General features: G+C 73.6%; 13 protein-coding genes. 9 read left to right on the top strand and 4 right to left on the bottom strand.

The genetic code is table 11. The features are described 5' to 3' along the window. Positions 1–7 precede the first annotated feature (7 nt). Complete coding sequence (hydA, locus tag ACZ6JT_RS06225; protein ID WP_469207671.1) at positions 8–1,408, top strand: dihydropyrimidinase; 1,401 nt, start codon at positions 8–10, stop codon at positions 1,406–1,408. 18 nt (positions 1,409–1,426) lie between these two features. Then, entirely contained in the window at positions 1,427–2,428 is a 1,002-nt protein-coding gene (locus ACZ6JT_RS06220; protein WP_469207669.1) for a TIGR03842 family LLM class F420-dependent oxidoreductase, read from the top strand. A gap of 91 nt (positions 2,429–2,519) precedes the next feature. On the opposite strand, the gene ACZ6JT_RS06215 is transcribed toward ACZ6JT_RS06220, so the two are convergent. Continuing rightward, on the bottom strand, positions 2,520–3,932 hold the full coding sequence (locus ACZ6JT_RS06215) for an MFS transporter (RefSeq protein WP_469207667.1): 1,413 nt from the start codon (positions 3,930–3,932) through the stop codon (positions 2,520–2,522). A 141-nt stretch (positions 3,933–4,073) separates the two neighbouring features. Between ACZ6JT_RS06215 and ACZ6JT_RS06210 the strand changes: the two genes are divergently transcribed. The 4 genes from ACZ6JT_RS06210 to ACZ6JT_RS06195 all read left to right on the top strand — a co-directional run bounded on the left by ACZ6JT_RS06210 (position 4,074) and on the right by ACZ6JT_RS06195 (position 7,920). After that, a complete protein-coding gene (locus tag ACZ6JT_RS06210; protein WP_469208229.1) occupies positions 4,074–4,895 on the top strand; it encodes a helix-turn-helix transcriptional regulator in 822 nt (273 codons plus the stop codon). Positions 4,896–5,002: 107 nt separating this feature from the next. Then, positions 5,003–5,827: an inositol monophosphatase family protein gene (locus tag ACZ6JT_RS06205; protein ID WP_469207665.1), complete on the top strand. Its 825-nt coding sequence runs from the start codon at positions 5,003–5,005 to the stop codon at positions 5,825–5,827. Between the two features lie 101 nt (positions 5,828–5,928). Further along, positions 5,929–7,347: a phytoene desaturase family protein gene (locus ACZ6JT_RS06200; protein WP_469207663.1), complete on the top strand. Its 1,419-nt coding sequence runs from the start codon at positions 5,929–5,931 to the stop codon at positions 7,345–7,347. Positions 7,348–7,401: 54 nt separating this feature from the next. After that, on the top strand, positions 7,402–7,920 hold the full coding sequence (locus tag ACZ6JT_RS06195; protein ID WP_469207661.1) for an O-acetyl-ADP-ribose deacetylase: 519 nt from the start codon (positions 7,402–7,404) through the stop codon (positions 7,918–7,920). A 19-nt stretch (positions 7,921–7,939) separates the two neighbouring features. On the opposite strand, the gene ACZ6JT_RS06190 is transcribed toward ACZ6JT_RS06195, so the two are convergent. Then, entirely contained in the window at positions 7,940–8,419 is a 480-nt protein-coding gene (locus tag ACZ6JT_RS06190) for an Lrp/AsnC family transcriptional regulator (protein ID WP_030715441.1), read from the bottom strand. A 298-nt stretch (positions 8,420–8,717) separates the two neighbouring features. On the opposite strand from ACZ6JT_RS06190, the gene ACZ6JT_RS06185 reads away from it, so the two are divergent. Further along, positions 8,718–9,593: a DMT family transporter gene (locus ACZ6JT_RS06185; protein WP_469207659.1), complete on the top strand. Its 876-nt coding sequence runs from the start codon at positions 8,718–8,720 to the stop codon at positions 9,591–9,593. After that, the gene (locus ACZ6JT_RS06180; protein ID WP_469207657.1) at positions 9,586–10,800 is read left to right on the top strand and encodes an amino acid aminotransferase; all 1,215 of its coding nucleotides are present in this window, start codon (positions 9,586–9,588) and stop codon (positions 10,798–10,800) included. Before ACZ6JT_RS06185 ends, ACZ6JT_RS06180 begins: the two co-directional genes overlap by 8 nt. Positions 10,801–10,879: 79 nt before the next feature. Here the strand turns inward: ACZ6JT_RS06180 and ACZ6JT_RS06175 are convergent, their stop codons facing one another. Beyond that, a complete protein-coding gene (locus tag ACZ6JT_RS06175; RefSeq protein ID WP_469207655.1) occupies positions 10,880–13,429 on the bottom strand; it encodes a discoidin domain-containing protein in 2,550 nt (849 codons plus the stop codon). A 229-nt stretch (positions 13,430–13,658) separates the two neighbouring features. Here ACZ6JT_RS06175 and ACZ6JT_RS06170 point away from each other — a divergent pair, with 229 nt between their 5' ends. After that, positions 13,659–15,725, top strand: a complete 2,067-nt coding sequence (locus tag ACZ6JT_RS06170) for a SpoIIE family protein phosphatase (protein WP_469207653.1) — start codon at positions 13,659–13,661, stop codon at positions 15,723–15,725. 15 nt (positions 15,726–15,740) lie between these two features. On the opposite strand, the gene ACZ6JT_RS06165 is transcribed toward ACZ6JT_RS06170, so the two are convergent. Continuing rightward, positions 15,741–18,521, bottom strand: coding sequence for a SpoIIE family protein phosphatase (locus ACZ6JT_RS06165; RefSeq protein ID WP_469207650.1), 2,781 nt, complete (start codon positions 18,519–18,521; stop codon positions 15,741–15,743). Positions 18,522–18,661 lie beyond the last annotated feature (140 nt).

Raw genomic sequence — 18,661 nt, 5'->3', positions numbered from 1 at the left:
GACTCCCATGAGCATCCGCACCCTGATCCGCGGCGGCCTCGTCATCACCGCCGCCGACGAACTGCACGCGGACGTCCTGATCGAGGACGGCCGCGTGGCGGCGCTGGCCGCACACGGCTCGGCGGTCGCCGAGCCGTGGACGGCCGACCGCACGATCGACGCGAGCGGGAAGTACGTGATCCCGGGCGGGGTCGACGCCCACACCCACATGGAACTCCCCTTCGGCGGCACCTCCGCCTCGGACACCTTCGAGACCGGCACCCGGGCCGCCGCCTGGGGCGGCACCACCACCATCGTCGACTTCGCCGTGCAGAGCGTGGGCCACTCCCTGCGCGAGGGACTCGACACCTGGTACGCCAAGGCCGACGGCAACTGCGCCGTCGACTACGCCTTCCACATGATCCTCTCGGACGTCAACGAGAGCACCCTGAAGGAGATGGACCTCCTCGTCGGGGAGGGCGTCACCTCCTTCAAGCTGTTCATGGCCTACCCCGGCGTCTTCTACAGCGACGACGGGCAGATCCTGCGCGCCATGCAGCGCGGCGCCTCCAACGGCGGGCTGATCATGATGCACGCCGAGAACGGCATCGCGATCGACGTCCTCGTCGAACAGGCCCTGGCGCGCGGGGAGACCGACCCCCGCCACCACGGCGAGGTCCGCAAGGTGCTCCTCGAAGCCGAGGCGACCCACCGGGCGATCCAGCTCGCCCGGGTCGCCGGCGCGCCGCTGTACGTGGTCCACGTCTCGGCGCAGGAGGCGGTGGCCGAGCTGGCCGCCGCCCGCGACAAGGGGCTGCCCGTCTTCGGGGAGACCTGCCCGCAGTACCTGTTCCTGTCCACCGACAACCTCGCCGAGCCGGACTTCCAGGGCGCCAAGTACGTGTGTTCCACGCCGCTGCGGCCGCGGGAGCACCAGGCGGCGCTGTGGCGGGGGCTGCGGACCAACGACCTCCAGGTGGTCTCCACCGACCACTGCCCCTTCTGCTTCCGCGGCCAGAAGGAGCTCGGCCGCGGGGACTTCTCCAAGATCCCCAACGGACTGCCCGGTGTGGAGAACCGGATGGACCTCCTGCACCAGGCGGTCCTGGACGGGCACATCAGCCGCCGTCGCTGGATCGAGATCGCCTGCGCGACCCCGGCCCGGATGTTCGGCCTCTACCCCCAGAAGGGCACCATCGCGCCGGGCTCCGACGCCGACATCGTCCTCTACGATCCGCACGCCGAGCAGGTCATCTCCGCCGAGACGCACCACATGAACGTGGACTACTCGGCGTACGAGGGCAAGCGGATCACCGGACGCGTCGACACCGTGCTGTCGCGCGGCGAACTCGTCATCGAGCAGCGCGAATTCACCGGCCGGGCCGGCCACGGGACCTTCATCCCCCGCTCCACCTGCCAGTACCTGTAAGCGTCAAGGAGCCGCCCCATGGACTTCGGCCTCGTCCTGCAGACCGACCCGCCCGCCTCGCAGGTCATCAGCCTCATGCGCCGCGCCGAGCGCAACGGCTTCCGCTACGGCTGGACCTTCGACTCCGCGGTGCTGTGGCAGGAGCCGTTCGTCATCTACAGCCAGATCCTGGAGCACACCCGCAAGCTGCACGTGGGCCCCATGGTCACCAACCCGGGCACCCGCACCTGGGAGGTCACCGCCTCCACCTTCGCCACCCTCAACGACATGTACGGCAACCGCACCGTCTGCGGGATCGGCCGCGGCGACTCGGCGATGCGGGTCGCCGGACGCAAACCCAACACCCTGGCCCGGCTCGGCGAGGCCATCGACGTCATCCGGGACCTCGCCGAGGGCCGCGAGGCCCTCGTCGACGGCAACCCGGTCCGGCTGCCGTGGGTCCGCGAGGGCAGGCTGCCGGTGTGGATGGCGGCGTACGGGCCGAAGGCCCTGGCCCTCGCCGGGCAGAAGGCGGACGGGTTCATCCTCCAGCTCGCCGACCCGTACCTCACCGAGTGGATGGTGAAGTCGGTCCGCGAGGCCGCCGCCGAGGCCGGCCGCGATCCGGCCGGGATCACCATCTGCGTGGCGGCCCCCGCGTACGTGGGCGACGACCTCGCGCACGCCCGCCACCAGTGCCGCTGGTTCGGCGGAATGGTCGGCAACCACGTCGCCGACCTCGTCACCCGCTACGGCGAGCACTCCTCGATGGTGCCCGACGAGCTCACCGACTACGTCAAGGCCCGCCAGGGCTACGACTACAGCCACCACGGCCGCGCCGGGAACCCGTCCGCGGACTTCGTCCCCGACGAGATCGTCGACCGCTTCTGCCTCCTGGGCCCGGCCGAGGCCCACATCGAGAAGCTCCGGGCCCTGCGCGACCTCGGCGTCGACCAGTTCGCCGTGTACGACATGCACGACGCGCGCGAGGCCACGATCGACGCGTACGGCCAGTACGTCATCCCGGCGCTGCGGGACTGACACCCCGCCGCGTACTCGAACCGTCCCCGGGCGGTCCCCGGTCCGGCCCCGGTGAGGGGCCGCACCGGGGACCGCCCGGGGCGGCCGGCGCTCAGGCCCCGCGACGGCCGAGGCCGAGGGCGACCAGGACGGCCGCCGCGATCACGACCGCCGCGTCGACCGCGAGGACCGTGCGCACCCCGTCGAACAGCGAGGCCTGCGTGGTGGCCAGCACGCCGAGCAGCGGGATGCCGATGGTGATGCCGACCTGCTGGGTGGTCGTGACCAGGCCGGTCGCCAGGCCCTGCTCCTCGTCGGGCACACCGCTCGTCACCACCACTCCGTACGAGACGATCGCGCCCAGGTGGCACATGCTGGCCAGCGACACGGCCGCGGTCGCCAGCAGGGCGCCCGACCCCGTGCCCACACCGAGCAGCGCGACGCCCAGCAGGCCCTGGCCGAGCAGCGAGCCGACCAGGGTGCGGCGGGCACCGAAGCGGCCGATCACCTTCGAGGCGTACGAACCGGCGAGGACGGACGCGAGGCCCTGGACGCCGAAGACCAGGCCCGTGCGGAAGGACGACAGCTCCAGGGTCTCCTGGAGGTAGAGGGTCAGCACGAAGACGACCGTCGACATCATCGAGAACGTCACCAGACCGCCGATGTTGCCCCAGGCGATCGTGCGCCGCTTCAGCATCGGCAGCGAGACCAGCGGCGCCGGGGACTTCGACTCCACCGCCACGAAAGCGGCGAGCAGGACGAGTCCGGCCACCAGCGTGCCCCAGACGTCCGGGTCGCCGAAGCCGCGCTGGGCCGCCGTCGTCAGGGCGTAGATCAGCGCGAGCAGTCCGCCGGTGACGGTGACGGCGCCGGGCACGTCCAGGCGCGGCCGCTCGGTAGTGCGCGATTCCGGCAGCAGGCCCGGGGCGAGGACCAGGACGACCACCGAGGCGACCGCGAGCAGGCCCATCGTGGAGCGCCAGCCCAGGGTGTCGGTCATGACACCGCCGAGCACCATGCCGACGGTGAAGCCGAGGGACAGCAGGGTGCCGGAGATGCCCAGCGCCTTGTCGCGCAGCGGGCCCTCGGGGAACGTCGTGGTCAGCAGGGACATGCCGGTGGGCACGATGACGGCCGCGCCCAGCCCCTGCAGGGCGCGCCCGGTCAGGAAGGACGCCGGGTCCCAGGCGAGGGTCGCGAGGACGGAGGCCGCGCCGAAGAGCGCGAGGCCGGTGAGAAACAGCTTCCTGCGGCCGTACAGGTCGGCGATCCGGCCGAACAGGAGGAGGAAGCCGCCGGAGGGCAGCGCGAACGCCGTGACCGCCCACTGGAGGGCGGACCGGCCGAGGCCCAGGTCCTCGCCGAGCACCGGCAGGGCCACGTTCAGGACGGAGAAGTCGAGCGCCACCATGAACTGGGCGGCGCAGAGGACGAAGAGGACCAGCCGGGCGCGTCCGGAGAGCCGGGTGTCATCGGTGGTCGCCGGGCGCGGCCCGGTGGTCGTGGGATGTGTGTCGATCGCCATGACCATTACCTTCGTGGCCCGGGAATGTCCGTGCAGAGTGGGAACTTATCCTGTTGGCGGCACCACCAGGCAGCCGAAGAGGGGGACTTCGTGGCCACAGCGACCGATGCGCACCGCCGGACGGAACTGCGCGAGTTCCTGATGAGCAGGCGGGCGCGGATCACCCCGGCCGAGGCCGGCCTGCCGGACGGCGGGGCCCGCCGGCGCACCCCGGGCCTGCGCCGCGAGGAGGTGGCCGTGCTCGCCGGGGTCGGGGTCTCCTGGTACCAGTGGCTGGAACAGGGCCGCGACATCACGGTGTCCTCGCAGGTCCTGGACTCGGTGGGCCGGGTGCTGAAGCTGAGCAGCGCCGAGCGCCGACACCTGTACGTGCTCGCCGGGCTCAACCCGCCGGCCCTGGAGGTCGCCCCCGACGACCAGGGCATGTGCGATGGCCTGAAGCGGCTGATCGAGGCCTGGATGCCGTTCCCGGCGCACATCATGGACGTGTACTGGAACACCGTGGCGTACAACGACGCGGCCGCGCTGGTGTTCGGGATGCGCCCGGAGATCGTGCAGAACTGCCTGATCGCCTTCTTCACCGACCCCATCTACCGGTCCCGCGCCGCGCACTGGGAGCGGATCGCCAGCGTGGTGGTGGCCCAGTACCGGGCGGCCTGCTCCGAGAACCCCCACGACGAGGGCTTCCGAGCCGTGATCGAGGAGGCGCGGGAGCTCAGCGCGGAGTTCGCCGAGCTGTGGGACCGGGGTGACGTCCGGCCCGGCGGCCAGACGGAGAAGCAGATGGAGCACCCGGTCGCCGGCGCGCTCTACGTGGAATCGACGCAGCTGCGCGTGCCGGCCCGCCCCGACCTCGCGATCGTGCTCCACACCCCGCTGCCGGGCACGGGCACGGCCGAGAGGCTGGAGTGGCTGGCCTCGCCCGAGGGTCGGCGGGCCTGCATGTTCCCCCTCGCGGGCTGAATTCCGGGGCCGGCCCGGGGGCGGTTCACCGCGCGGCCACCCGGTGTCCAGGCGGACGTCCGGGAACGGCGGTGGGGTTTGTCGGCCGACCGTGCTTTGCTGGAGGCATGATCGATGAGTTCCTGGCCCATGGCCTGTCCGATGTGGAAGAGGCCGTCCGCAAGGCGGCGGCGATCGAGATCATGCCGAGATTCAGGCAGCTCGCCGAGCACGAGGTCGACGAGAAGAGCGGCCCCCACGACCTGGTGACCGTCGCCGACCGCCGGGCCGAGGAACACCTCACGGCCTCCCTGACGCGGCTGCTGCCCGGTTCCGCCGTGGTCGGCGAGGAGGCCGTGCACGCCGACCCGACGGTGTACGAGGCGCTGCGCGCGGACGCCCCCGTGTGGATCGTCGACCCCGTGGACGGCACCCGCCAGTTCGTCAACGGCGACCCGGCCTTCTGCACCCTGGTGGCGCTGGCCGTGCGCGGGGACATCCTCGCCTCCTGGACCTACGCCCCGGCCCTGGAGGAGCTGGCGACCGCCGTGCGCGGGCAGGGCGCGTACGTCAACGGCGAGCGGATCCACAGCGGTTCGCCGGAGGCCGACGCCACGCTGCGGGTCGCCATCGCGCACCCGCTGTACACCTCCGACGAGAACAAGCGGACCCTCGCCCGGCTGGACGTGCCCGGGGTGGCGGCCAGGCCGTGCGGCTCGGCGGGCCTGGAGTACCTGAAGGTGGCCCGCGGCGAGATGGACGGGCTGGCCTTCACCTGGCCCTCGGCCTGGGACCACGCGGCGGGACTGCTGCTGGTCGCCGAGGCCGGCGGGGCGCAGAGCACGGTCGACGGGGTCCCCTTCCGGGTGGACCGCGACAACGCGCTGCCGTTCGCCGTCGGCCGCGACGAGGCCACCGCCGTACGCATCCGGGAGCTGCTGCGGGGGGCCTAGGGTCCCCGGACGGACCCCGGGCCGTTCCAGGGGTGTCGGGGCCGCCGAGCGGGGCGCAATATCCTGGAAGAGCAGGGCCGTCGGAGACGAAGGAGTCGCAAGTGCCGTCGATTCTCGATGTGGTCGTGGTGGGGGCGGGGCCCAACGGGCTGACCGCCGCCGTCGAACTGGCCCGGCGCGGCTTCTCGGTTGCCGTCTTCGAAGCCGCCGAAACGGTGGGCGGCGGTGCCCGGACCGAGGAGCTCACCCTCCCCGGCTTCCGGCACGACCCGTGCTCCGCGGTGCATCCGCTCGGCGCCGGTTCCCCGGTCTTCGCCACGATGCCGCTGAAGCGGTACGGGCTGGAGTGGCTGCACGCCCCGCTGCCGATGGCGCACCCGTTCGACGACGGCACGGCCGCGGTCCTCTCCCGCTCGGTCGCGGAGACGGCGGCGTCGTTCGGGCCGCGGGACGCGGGTGCCTACCGGCGTCTGGTCGGCCCGTTCCTCGGCAAGTGGGACACCCTGGCCCGGGACTTCATGTCCCTGCCGAACACCGCGCTGCCGCGGGACCCCGTCACCCTCGCCCGGTTCGGGCTCGCCGGGCTGCCGCCGTCCACCTGGCTCCTGCGCCGCTTCCGCGACGAGCGGGCCAGGGCCCTGTTCGCGGGGCTCGTGGCCCACGTCATCGCTCCGCTCGGCGGGATCGGCACCGGGGCCGTGGGCCTGGTCTTCGCGCTGGCCGCGCACGCGAACGGCTGGCCGATGGCCCGCGGCGGATCGCAGTCCGTCTCCGACGCGCTCGCCGCGTACCTGCGCGACCTCGGCGGCACGATCCACACCGGTTTCGAGGTCAAGCGGCTCGACGACCTCCCGCCGGCCCGCGCGTACGTCTTCGACACCTCGCCGACCGCGTTGGCCCGGATCGCCCGGCTGGGGCGCGCCTACGACGGCTACCGGTACGGCGCCTCCGTCTTCAAGATCGACTACGCGCTGGACGGCCCGGTCCCGTGGACCGCCGAGGAGCCGCGCCGCGCCGGCACGGTCCAGATCGGCCCGCGCACCCCCGACATCGACGCGGCCCTCCAGCTGGCCTCGGGCGGCCGGGCCCCGCGCAACCCCTTCCTCATCACCGCGCAGCCCAGCCTGCTCGACCCCGGCCGGGCCCCCGAGGGCAAGCACGTCTTCTGGGCGTACGGGCACGTCCCCGCCGGCTGGGACGGCGATCTCACCGAGGCCGTCGAGAGGCAGCTGGAGCGCTTCGCCCCCGGCTTCCGCGACCTGGTCCTGGCCCGCGCCACGGCCGGCCCGCCCCAGCTCGCCGCCCGCAACCCCAACTACGTCGGCGGGGACATCGCCTGCGGCGCCGCCTCGGGCCTCCAGCTGCTGCTGCGCCCGAAGATCTCCCTCTCCCCGTACACGACGGCCCACCCGGCGGTCTTCCTCTGCTCCTCGGCGACCCCGCCGGGCCCCGGAGTGCACGGCATGTCCGGCCACAACGCCGCCAAGGCCGTCTGGCGCCACCTGCGCGAAGACGCCTGACGGCGGCTCAGCACCGTAGTCCGGGCACCGTGCCCTGCGCGAAAGGACGTCCCCATGGTCCGCATCACCCTGGTGCTCGGCGACATCACCGCCGAGAAGGCCGACGCGATCGTCAACGCGGCCAACTCCTCGCTGCTCGGCGGCGGCGGGGTGGACGGCGCCATCCACCGCCGCGGCGGGCCGGAGATCCTCGCGGCCTGCGAGGACCTGCGGCGCTCCCACTACGGCAGGGGACTGCCGACGGGCAAGGCCGTGGCCACCACGGCCGGCCGGCTCGCCGCCGGGCACGTCATCCACACGGTGGGCCCGGTCTGGTCGCGCGAGGAGGACCGCTCGGAGCTGCTGGCCTCCTGCTACCGCGAATCGCTGCGGGTCGCCGACGAGCTGGGGGCCCGTACGGTCGCCTTCCCGGCCATCTCCACCGGCATCTACGGCTGGCCCATGGACGACGGGGCACGGATCGCGGTGGAGACGGTGCGGGCGGCCCGGACCGAGGTGCGGGAGGTGCGGTTCGTCCTCTTCGACGAGGCCGCCTTCGCCGTCTTCGAGGCGGCGGTCGAAGGCTCCGGATAGGCAGGGGCGCCGGGATCGCTCACGCGCGCCGCGACGCGCCGGGGGCGGGCCGCGGATACGTCCGGGACTGTTTGACGCTGCCGTACGCGAAGCTCGACTCGATCGAGGCGATTCCCGGGATGGCGTGGATGCGGTGGCGCACCAGGGCCTCGTAGGCCTCCAGGTCCTCGATGACCACGCGGAGCAGGTAGTCGCTGCTGCCCGCCATCAGGTAGCAGTCCTGGATGTGCTCGATGACGGCCACGTGCTCCTCGAAGAGCCGTACCGCCTCCGCCGTGTGGCGTTCCAGGCGGATCCGCACGAAGACGGTGACCGGGAGCCCGAAGGCCACCTGGTCGACCATGGCCGTGTAGCCGCGGATCAGGCCCGCCTCCTCCAGCCGCCGGACCCGGCGCAGGCAGGGCGACGGGGAGAGCCGCACGCGGTCGGCCAGGTCCTGGTTGGACAGGCGTCCGTCGGCCTGCAATTCCCGGATGATCTGCAGATCGACTGCGTCCACGGCCACTCCTTGGCAGATTCTGCCCCAAACGTATGTCCGAGAGGCAGAACTGGCAATCGGCTGCCCCGCCCGAAGCCCTAGCGTTGCCCGGGAACGGACCGGACCGGTCCGAGTCCCAGAGGCTGGAGCAATTTCCTTGGTCGCGACGCACACCACCCGGGCGGCCCGGCCTCACGATGCGGCGGGCCCGCGTGCCGGACACCCCGGCCGGCGCGGGCTCTCCCCACGGCTTTCCCGGCGGCCCTTCCCGAAGCCTTCCCCGCGGCGCCTCCCGCGGCTCTCCCCGCAGGCCGAGGGTTTGCTGGCCCTGCTGGTGACCGTGGCGATCTGGGCGGCCTTCGCGTTGAGCGCCCGCGCCCTGAGCGCCTCCTCCCTGCTGCCCGCCGACGCGGCCCTGCTGCGCTTCGGCGTGCCCCTCGTCGTGCTCCTCCCCGCCCTGTGGCGGCGCCGTCGCCGCATCGCCGCGGTACGGCCCGGACCGGCAGCGAAGATCATCTGCGGTGCTGGGGTGCCCTTCTTCCTCGCCGCGATGCACGGCGGCGCCCTGACCTCCGCCGCCTTCGTCGGCTCGATCGTCCCCGGGATGGTCCCGCTCTTCGTCTCCGCGCTCATGATCCGACGGGGGCACGGGGTCCCGCGCGGTACGCAGGCCGCCGGACTCGTGCTGATCGCGACCGGTGTCGCCGCCCTCGTCTGGCGCCACGTCGTCCCGGTGGACACCGACGTCCTCGCCGGCTCCGGCATCCTCCTGGTCGCCAGCGGACTGTGGGCCCTCTACACGGTGGGCCTGCGCGAGGTGGACCTCGATCCCGTCGGATCGATCGGACTGCTGTGCCTGCCCTCCTTCGCCGTGATCGCGGTCCTGGTCCTGACCGGGGTGCTCCCGACGGGCATCGCGCACGCGGCGGGCGGTGACATCGCGCTCTTCCTCCTGGTGCAGGGGCTCGGCGTCGGGCTGTGCGCCGGCCTGCTGTACGCCTTCGCCATCCGCCGGCTCGGCGCCGAGCGCAGCTCCGTCGTCGGCAGCCTCAGCCCCGTCGCCGTCGTCCTGCTCGCCGTCCCCCTGCTCGGTGAGACACCCACCCTCGCCGTACTCGTCGGCGTCCCGCTGATCACCGCCGGCGTCGTCCTCGCCAACCGCCGCCCCAGACCCGAGGTTCCCGCAAATGCTTGAGCTCCTCCCCCCGCCGCCCACCGACCCGCTGTGGGACCTGACCTACGAGTTCGGCAGCGACGAGCGGCCCGAACGGCTGAACCTCGTCCTCGGGGTCTACCGGGACCAGACGGGCACCACCCCCGTCATGGCCGCCGTGCGCGAGGCCGAGATGCGCCTGGCGGAGCGCTCCGAGTCCAAGGAGTACCGCGGGCTCTCCGGGAACGCCGCCTTCAACCGCTCCCTGCTGGACCTCGTGCTGGGCCCGCAGGGGCCGGCCGAGCGGGCCGCGGCCGTCCAGACCGTCGCCGGCTCCGGCGCGCTGCGGCTGCTGGCCGACCTGATCTGCCGGACCCGCCCGGGCACCACGGTGTGGATCAGCGATCCGGCGTACGTCAACCACCGGCCCATCCTGGAGGCCGCCGGGCTGCGGGTCCGCACGTACGGCTGGCGCGACGCCGAGGGCGGCTTCGACACGGCCGGCGTCCTGCGGGAACTGCGGGAAGCCCGTCGGGACGACGTGGTGCTCCTCCAGGGGTGCTGCCACAACCCGACGGGCGTGGACCCGCTGCTCGACGACTGGGAGGCGCTGGCCGAGTCCGCCGTCCGCGGCGGCTGGGTGCCCTTCGTGGACCTCGCCTACCACGGTCTCGGCGACGGCCTGGAGGCCGACCTGCTGGCCACGCGCATGCTGGCGGAGCGCGTCCCGGAGATGCTGATCGCCGTCAGCTGCTCGAAGAACTTCGGCCTCTACAGCGACCGCGTCGGCTGCGCCATCGTGCTCGGGTCCTCGGCCCGGGCCGTGCGGCACGCCGAGACGGCCCTGCAGAACGCCGCCCGCACGCTGTACTCGATGCCGCCCGAGCACGGCGCGGCCGTCGTCACCACGATCCTGGAGGACCAGGGACTGCGGGCCGCCTGGCGCGGCGAACTGGACGCCATGCGCAACCGGATCATGGCCAACCGGGCCGATCTGACCGCCCACCTGAGCGCCCTGGGCTGCGCCGAGCAGGCCCGCTCCCTCGCCCGGCAGAAGGGCATGTTCTCGATGCTGCCGCTCACCGCGCCGCAGATGCTCCAGCTGCGCAGGCAGTACGCCGTCTACGGCACGACCTCGGGGCGGATCAACATCGCGGGCATCCCCGCGCACCGCATCCCGTGCCTCGCCCGGGGCATCGCGGGAGTCCTCGGCGCGGACGACACGGCCCGGGCCGTGCGGACGGCGTAGCGAAAGGGAAGCGGTGCCCGGCCGCGAAGCGACCGGACACCGCTCGGGGCCGCCCGGGGCCACCCCGGGCTCGCCCGGGTCAGGAGACGGTGAGGAACTTCGCGATGCTCGGGACCCCCTGGGCGTCGAGGGCGAAGAGCATGTAGGTGCCCGGCAGGACCACACCGGTGTCGGAGGGGACGGACACCGTGTAGGAGCCGGCTCCGTTGGCCGTGGACACCAGCGGGACCCGCCGCTGGTCGTTGTCGGTGGAGTGGGTCGCGGCCGCCGCCCGCATCAGGACGAAGGAGGCCACCGGGCCCTCGGTGCTCACCGTGAGCGAGGTGCCGGGCGCCGTCCTGGCGGGCACGCCACCGGAGACGACCGGACGCGGCTTAGGCGATCCGTCCGCGTTCAGCAGGTACGGCGGCGTGAACACCGCCCCGTCGGCGTGGTTGGTGGCGCAGTCGCCGCACAGGCCCCCGCCCCCGGAGAAGATCCGCCCGTCCGGCAGCAGGTTGGCCACGCTGTGGTAGTTGCGCGGCACGGCCATCGAGGCGAGCGGGGTGAAGGCTCCGGTCGCCGGGTCCCACAGCTCGGGCGTCAGCACCGAGGTCGCGTCGCTGAACGGCACCGGATAGGCCTGCCCGCCGAAGACGGCCACCTTGCCGTCGGGCAGGACGACGCTGTTGCTGAAGGCGCGGGCGTGTTCCATGTCCCCGGTACGGGCCGCCCGGGCCTGGTCGCCCGTGACGTCCACCGTGTAGGCGCGCCGGGTGGCCGGGCTGTCCTGGTAGGCGGGGGAGCCGCCCAGGGTGAGCAGTTTGCCGATGTCGTAGGAGACGGCGTTGCCGGTCATGGCGTCCTGGCTGTCGGCGCGGGTGCCGGCGGGCGTGATGGCGCCCTGGCCCGTGGTCGAGATCCAGTTCATCTGCTTGCTCGGACCGAGCTGGAGCACCTTGCCGCCCGAAGTGGCGTACAGCCACATGTGGTTGTCGGCCCGGTAGGGTCCGGCCGGGTCGGCCGTCAGCGCCGGGACGGCGGAAACGCCCGGCAGCTTGCGCCAGGTGCGGGTGTCCGGTGACCAGGCCTCGCCGGCCTTGTCGCCCGCCGCCCCGCTCCAGGAACCGCCCAGGACGAAGGCCTCGCCGGTGGAGAGCAGCGTCATGGCCTGGTAGCCGCGGGCGATGTTCATGCTGGTGGTGGCGGACCAGGCGTCGGTGGCCGGGTCGTAGACGCTCGCCTTCTCGGCGTTGCTGCCCCCGGTGACCAGCACCCGGCCGTCGGCCAGCATGGCGATGCCGGGACAGAACATGTCGTGGCCGGTGTTGTCGATGCGGCGCTGGGTGACCTTGCCGGTCTTCAGGTCCAGGATGGCGGTCTGGGTGTAGCCGTTGCTGCCGCCGAAGCGGTCGACCGCGTACGCCGACCAGGCCAGCAGCTTGTCGCCGGGCAGGACGGCGGTGGCCACGGGCACCAGCGGGAAGCCGGTGATCCGGCCCCAGGAGCCGTGGACGGCCGGGCTGGCCGGCCCGCTCAGCCGGATCTCGCCGGCGGAGGTCCAAGGGCCGCGGCCGCCGGCCTCGCTGGTCACGGTGAGACGTACGTACCGGGCGTGCTCGGCCCGGGTGAAGGTGGCGGTCTTGACGGTGTCGTCGTCCCGCCAGGTGCCCGAGGCCACCGGCGCCGCGAAGGTGAAGCCGTCGGTGCTGGTCTGGACGCTGTACGCGCCCGCCCGCCCGTTGGGCCCGTCCGCGCGCGGGTGGTAGACGAGCGCGGATACGACCGACGTGCGGTGCATGTCGATGGTGAGGGTGTGGGGCAGGGGAGTGGGCGTGCCGCTCCACTTGCTGTGCCACAGGGTGCTCGTGTTGCCGTCGAGGACGTTGGCCGCGCGGCCGTTCTCGCTGCCGGTCTCCTCGTCGCTCGCGGTGGCCGTCCATCCGGTCCGGGACAGGTCGACGGTGGCCGCGGGGGTGCCGGGGTCGCCCAGCATGTCGATCTCGGCGGCGGAGCTCCAGGGCCCGCGGCCGCCGGCCTCGGTCAGGGCCGTCAGGCGCACGTACCGGGCGGCCTGCGGGGCGAAGCCCAGCGTCTTGGCGGCGGCGTCGTCGGCGAGGGTGCCGGTGGCGACCGGGGTTCCCCAGTTCTGTCCGTCCGTGCTGAGGCTGATGGCGTACTCGCCCACGCGTCCGTTGGGCCCGTTCGTGCGGGGTCGGTAGACGAGCGCGGAGACGACCGAGGTCCGCCGCATGTCGATGGTGAGGGTGTGCGGCAGCGGGGTGGGCGTGCCGCTCCACTTGCTGTGCCACAGGGTGCTCGTGTTGCCGTCGAGGACGTTGGCCGCGCGGCCGTTCTCGCCGGCGGTCTCCTCGTCGCTCGCGGTGGCCGTCCATCCGGTCCGGTCGAGGACGGGGGCCGTCGGCTCCATGGCGTTCGCCGGCGCGACGCCGTGGTGCGGCGACTGCTTCGCCGTCTGCTGGTCCTGGGGCACGGGCGTGGGCCGGGGAGCAGGGGCCCGGCCGGCCGCCGTGCTGGAGACCCCGAGCCACGGGGTCAGGCCGATCAGCAGCGAGCCGAGGCCGAAGGCTATGAGCAGGTGGGAACGGCGTAACAGGCGTGGAACGGCGAATATGCGCCTGGACTGCAATCTGACCTCCTGGGGCGACGGGACGTGGCCCAGAGAACATAGGTCAGATCGATCGCAACTCTCCGGTAAAAGGGGAGAGTTGGCGTGAAGCGGCATTGCCGCCGAAATGTGCCCGCAGGCGCCGGCCCCGGCAGCCGCCCCGGGTCGGGCCGGAGTCTGGAGGCCCCGCGCCGATGCCTCGGATAGGGTGAATCGGTAGGAATCAGCCCCCCGGGGTGAGGTCGGTGCATTGGACACTTACCAGTCGACGAGCGAGGTGCCGGAACAGCCGGTGGGGGCTGTCGGGTACGCCGGCGTGCTCCGCGAGCTGCTGCCGATCGCCCTGTGGCGCGAGGACGCCGACGGCCGCGTCGTCGAATGGTCGCTGGCCGCCCAGGACCTGCTCGGGCACCGTCCCGAGGACGTCATCGGCCGCCTCGGCACCGCCGTCCTCGTCCCCGACGCCAACCGGGAGCTCGCCGACCAGCTGACCCGGCGCGTCCAGGCGGGTGAGACCGTCGTCGGCACCCTGCCCGTGCGCCACCGCGACGGCCACCGCGTCCCCATGGAGATGTGGATCGTGCCCGCCGTCGACCCGCAGGGCCGCAAGGGCGCCCTGCTCATCGCCGTGGAGACCTCCGAGGTCCTCCACATGCGGGACTCCCTCGCCGCCCTCCAGAGCCTCTTCACACAGTCGCCCATCGGCCTCGCCACCCTCGGCCCCGACCTGCGCTTCCTCCGCGTCAACGACGCACTGGCCCGCATGAACGGCGTCAGTGCCGCCGAGCACGTCGGCCGACGGCTCACCGAGGTGGTCCCCGGGGTCAACGCCGTCGCCCTGGAGGCGACGATGCGGCAGGTCCTCGACCGGGGCACCGCCGTCGTCGACGTCCGCCGCACCGGGCGGACCCCCGCCGACCCCGACCACGACCGGACCTGGTCCTGCTCGTACGCACCGCTGCTCGACGGCTCCGGCCGGGCCCTCGGGGTGATCGCCTCCCTCATCGACATCACCGAGGCCGAGCGGGCGCAGACCGAGGCCGGACGGGCCCAGCGCCGGTTCGCGCTGCTGGCCGAGGCGGGCACCCGCATCGGAACGACCCTGGACCTCCACCGGACGGCCGAGGAGATCGTGGACGTGCTGGTGCCGCAGCTCGCGGACTCGGCCGACGTACAGCTCCTGGAGGCGGTCCTGGGCCCCGACGAGGGCGCCGTGCCCGCCGCCTCCACCCGCGGGGTCCTGCGCCGCATGGCAGCCCGCTTCCCCGACCCGACGGCCCCCACCGCCAGGCTCACCCCCGGCCAGACCTTCCAGATCCCCGTGGGCAGCCACTACGAGCGGATCGTCGCGGAGGGCCGGCCCATGAACCTCTACGTGTCGGACATCCCGGCCCTGATCACCTCACCGCGCGCCGACGCCCTGCGCGCCTACCTCGCCACCCTGGGCTCGGCCCGGCTGGTCCCGCTGGTCGCGCGGGGCACCGTACTCGGCGCGGTCACCGTCACCCGCACGCGCGACCGGGAGCCCTTCGACGAGCAGGACTGCGTCCTCGTCGACGAGCTGGTCGCCCGCGCGGCCCTCAACATCGACAACGCCCGGATGTACACCCGCCAGCGGGAGGCCGCCCTGACCCTCCAGCGCAGCCTCACCAACAGCGCGCTGCCCGAGGTCCCCGGCCTGGCGCTCACCGGGCGCTACCTGCCCGCCAGCGACCACGACGTCGGCGGCGACTGGTTCGACGTCATCCCCCTGCCCGGCGGCCGGACCGGGCTGGTCATCGGCGACGTCATGGGCCACGGGATCCACGCGGCGGCCGTCATGGGACAGCTGCGCACGGCGGTACGGACCCTCGCGCGCCACGACGTGTCCCCGGAGCGCATGCTCGGCTCGCTCGACGCCGTGGTGGCCGACCTGGGCGAGGACGAGATGGCGACCTGCGTGTACGCCGTGTACGACCCGGCGTCCGGCGGCTGCGTCGTCGCCCGCGCCGGGCACCCTCCGCCCGCCGTGGTCGCCACCGACGGGACCGTCTCCTTCCTCGACGGGCCGCCCGGCACCCCGCTGGGCACCGGCGGGCAGGAGTTCCGCACCGAGGAGGTGCCCCTGCCGGCGGGGAGCCTGCTCGTGCTCTACACCGACGGCCTCATCGAGGCCCGGGACCGGGACCTCGACCAGGGCATGGACCAGCTGGCCCAGGCCCTGCGCCGCCCGGAGCAGCCGCTGGAGGAGCTGTGCGACGGCGTCCTGCGCTCGCTGCTGCCGTGCGACCAGCAGGACGACGTGGCGGTGCTGCTGGCCCGCACCCGGCCGGTGTGACGGCGGCCGGTACGGTCACCACGCCATGTCCTCCAGGGCGTCCAGGTCCGGCGGGTCCGGCTCCCGCGGCTCCCCGCCCCCGGTCAGCGGCAGCTCGGCCCAGATGACCTTGCCGCGGTCGGTGTAGCGGGTACCCCACCGCTCGGCGTACTGCGCGACGAGGAACAGCCCCCGCCCGCCCTCGTCGGTGGTGGCCGCGTACCGCAGGTGCGGGGAGGTGCTGCTGCCGTCGGAGACCTCGCAGATGAGGGTGCGGTCGCGCAGCAGCCGCACCCGGACGGGCGCGCTCCCGTACCGGATGGCGTTGGTGATCAGCTCGCTGAGGATGAGCTCGGTCGTGAAGGAGATCTCCTCCAGTCCCCAGGCGGCGAGCTGCGCGGCGCCCGCGTTGCGCACCCGCGAGACGGCCGCCGGCTCGCCCGGCACCTCCCACTCGGCGATCCGGTCGGCCTCCAGCCGCCGGGTGTCGGCGATCAGCAGGGCGATGTCGTCGCTCGGCACCGGGAACAGCATCGCGGCCAGCACGTCCGCGCAGGCCTGCTCCGGGCTGCGGCCGGGCCGCGCCAGCGTCTCGCCGAGCAGCCGCAGGCCGGTGTCGAAGTCCCGGCCGCGGTCCTCCACGAGGCCGTCGGTGAACAGCACCAGCCGGCTCCCCTCGGGCAGCGTGAACTCGGTGGCCTCGAAGGGCATGCCCCCCACGCCGAGCGGGAGCCCGGTGGGCAGCTCGGGGAACTCCACCCGGCCGTCGGGGTGGATCAGCGCGGGCCCGGGGTGCCCGGCGCTGGCCATCGCGCACCGCCCGGACACCGGGTCGTAGACCGCGTAGAGACAGGTGGCGCCGGTGATCGCGGCCGGCCCGGGCACCTCCGGCGGGTCTTCCCCGTCCCCGTCCCGGCCGCCCCCGCTCTCGTTCTGGTCGATCCGGTTGATCAGCTCGTCCAGGTGCCCCAGCAGCTCGTCGGGTGGCAGGTCCAGGGTGGAGAAGTTGTGGACGGCGGTCCTCAGCCGGCCCATGGTGGCCGCCGCGTGCACCCCGTGCCCGACGACGTCCCCGACGACCAGGGCCACCCGGGCGCCCGGCAGCGGGATCACGTCGAACCAGTCCCCGCCCACCCCCGCCATCGCGGGCAGATAGCGGAAGGCCACCTCCACGGCGTTCTGCTCGGGCAGCACCCGCGGCAGCAGGCTGCGCTGGAGGGTCACGGCCATCGCGTGCTCGCGGGTGAAGCGGCGGGCGTTGTCGATGGAGACGGCCGCGCGCGCACCCAGTTCCTCCGCGAAGGACAGGTCCTCCTCCTCGAAGGCCTCCGGGGTGTCGGCCCGCCAGAAGTTGGCCATGCCCAGGACCACGCCCCGCGCCTGGAGCGGTACGGAGATCAGCGAGTGCAGGCCGTACTCGAGGGCCTCGCGGGTCCCGGTCTCGTCCTGGGCCCGCCAGCCCATGGCCGCGTTCAGATCGGGCGCGAGCACCGCGTGCCCGGCGTCCAGGGCCGCCGCCATCGGGGCCGTCGGCACGACGAAGCGGATGATGTCGCCGACCTGCTGGAGCGGCGAGTCGGTGCGCACGCCCGAGATGGCGGCCCGGCGCATCTCGGTGTAGACCCCCGAGGGCTCGTCACCGCGCAGCACCGGCTCCAGCAGCTCCACCGTGACGAAGTCCGCGAAGCGCGGGACCGCTACCTCCGACAGCTCCTCCGCGGTCCGCGTCACGTCCAGGGTCGTCCCGATCCGCACTCCGGCGTCGTACAGCAGCTGGAGCCTGCCGCGGGCCACCTCGGCCCGGCCGGAGAGCGCCGCGAGCTCGGTGGAGTCGCGCAGGGTCACGACGCTGCCGGTGGGCCGGCCCTTGAACGGCTTGGTGGGCCGTACGTTGATCGCGAGCAGCCGGTCGCCCGCCAGGTGCACGTGGTCCGTCACGACCCGGCCGGAGGTGAGCAGCTCGGTGGTGCGCGGGTCGAGACCGAGGTCGTCGACGGTGCGTCCCTCGGAGTCCGGCGTGAGGTCGAGGAGGCGGCGCGCCTCGTCGTTGGCGAGGACGAGCCGGTGGTCCGCGCTGATGATGAGCACGCCCTCGCGCACGGCGTGCAGCACGGCCTCGTGGTGCTCGTTCATCCGGGTCATCTCGGCGGGGCCGAGGCCCCGGGTCTGGCGCCGCAGCCGACGGCTGACCAGGGCGGCGCCCGCGGTGCCGAGCAGCAGGCCGCCCGCGGCGGCGCCGAGGAGGAGCGGCAGCTGCCCCTCGACCACCATGGAGACGTTCTCCACCTCGATGCCGGTGCCGACCAGGCCGACGACGGCGCCCTCGGCGTTCCGCACGGGGACCACGGCCCGGACGGCGTCGCTCGGCTCGCCCGTGAAGGTCTCCGTGAAGGAGTGGCCGGAGACGGCGCGGCTGAGGTCGCCGGTGGCCCGCCGGCCGATCAGCTCGGGCCGCGAGTCGGTGTAGCGGACCCCGTCGGTGGACATCACCGCGACGAAGTCGACCCCCGACGCCCGGCGGGCGGCCTCGGCCAGCGGCTGGAGCGTGGCGGTCGGATTGCGGGAGGCCAGCGCCGCCGCGAGCCCGGGGGAGTGGGCGAAGCCCTCGGCGACCGCGAGCGAGCGGTGGCGCGCGTCGCGCTCGCTGTCGTACCGGGCCTGGACCACCAGGGCCGCCGCGGCTGCGGCGATCAGCAGCACCACGATCACCGCCTGGAGCGCGAAGACCTGACCGGCGACACTGCGCGCCCCCAGGGACAGGCGCCCGAGCAGGCGCGAGCCCCACCCGGTCGCCTGGCGACCATTACGTCCGGTCATGAGCCATTTCTAACACTGTCCGGGTGTTTGGGGGCGGCTACCGGGGCCCGCGAGAGGGGCGCTCGGCCGCCCCCGGGGTTCTCCCGGCGTCCTCCGGGCCGCCACACCCGGCTCCGGGACGGCCGAGGCCCGGACCCCGG

Source organism: Streptomyces sp. NPDC046308 (genome assembly GCF_055588065.1).
The sequence above is the reverse complement of the archived record's forward strand: the minus strand, read 5'-3'. Positions and strand labels throughout refer to the sequence as shown.

Bases quoted from the DNA above. Each gene is read 5' to 3' on its own strand.
- ACZ6JT_RS06165 (WP_469207650.1), bottom strand. From the start codon at position 18,521: ATGACCGGACGTAATGGTCGCCAGGCGACCGGGTGGGGCTCGCGCCTG.
- ACZ6JT_RS06210 (WP_469208229.1), top strand. From the start codon at position 4,074: ATGAGCAGGCGGGCGCGGATCACCCCGGCCGAGGCCGGCCTGCCGGAC.
- ACZ6JT_RS06205 (WP_469207665.1), top strand. From the start codon at position 5,003: ATGATCGATGAGTTCCTGGCCCATGGCCTGTCCGATGTGGAAGAGGCC.
- ACZ6JT_RS06195 (WP_469207661.1), top strand. From the start codon at position 7,402: ATGGTCCGCATCACCCTGGTGCTCGGCGACATCACCGCCGAGAAGGCC.
- hydA (WP_469207671.1), top strand. From the start codon at position 8: ATGAGCATCCGCACCCTGATCCGCGGCGGCCTCGTCATCACCGCCGCC.
- ACZ6JT_RS06215 (WP_469207667.1), bottom strand. From the start codon at position 3,932: ATGGCGATCGACACACATCCCACGACCACCGGGCCGCGCCCGGCGACC.
- ACZ6JT_RS06180 (WP_469207657.1), top strand. From the start codon at position 9,586: ATGCTTGAGCTCCTCCCCCCGCCGCCCACCGACCCGCTGTGGGACCTG.
- ACZ6JT_RS06220 (WP_469207669.1), top strand. From the start codon at position 1,427: ATGGACTTCGGCCTCGTCCTGCAGACCGACCCGCCCGCCTCGCAGGTC.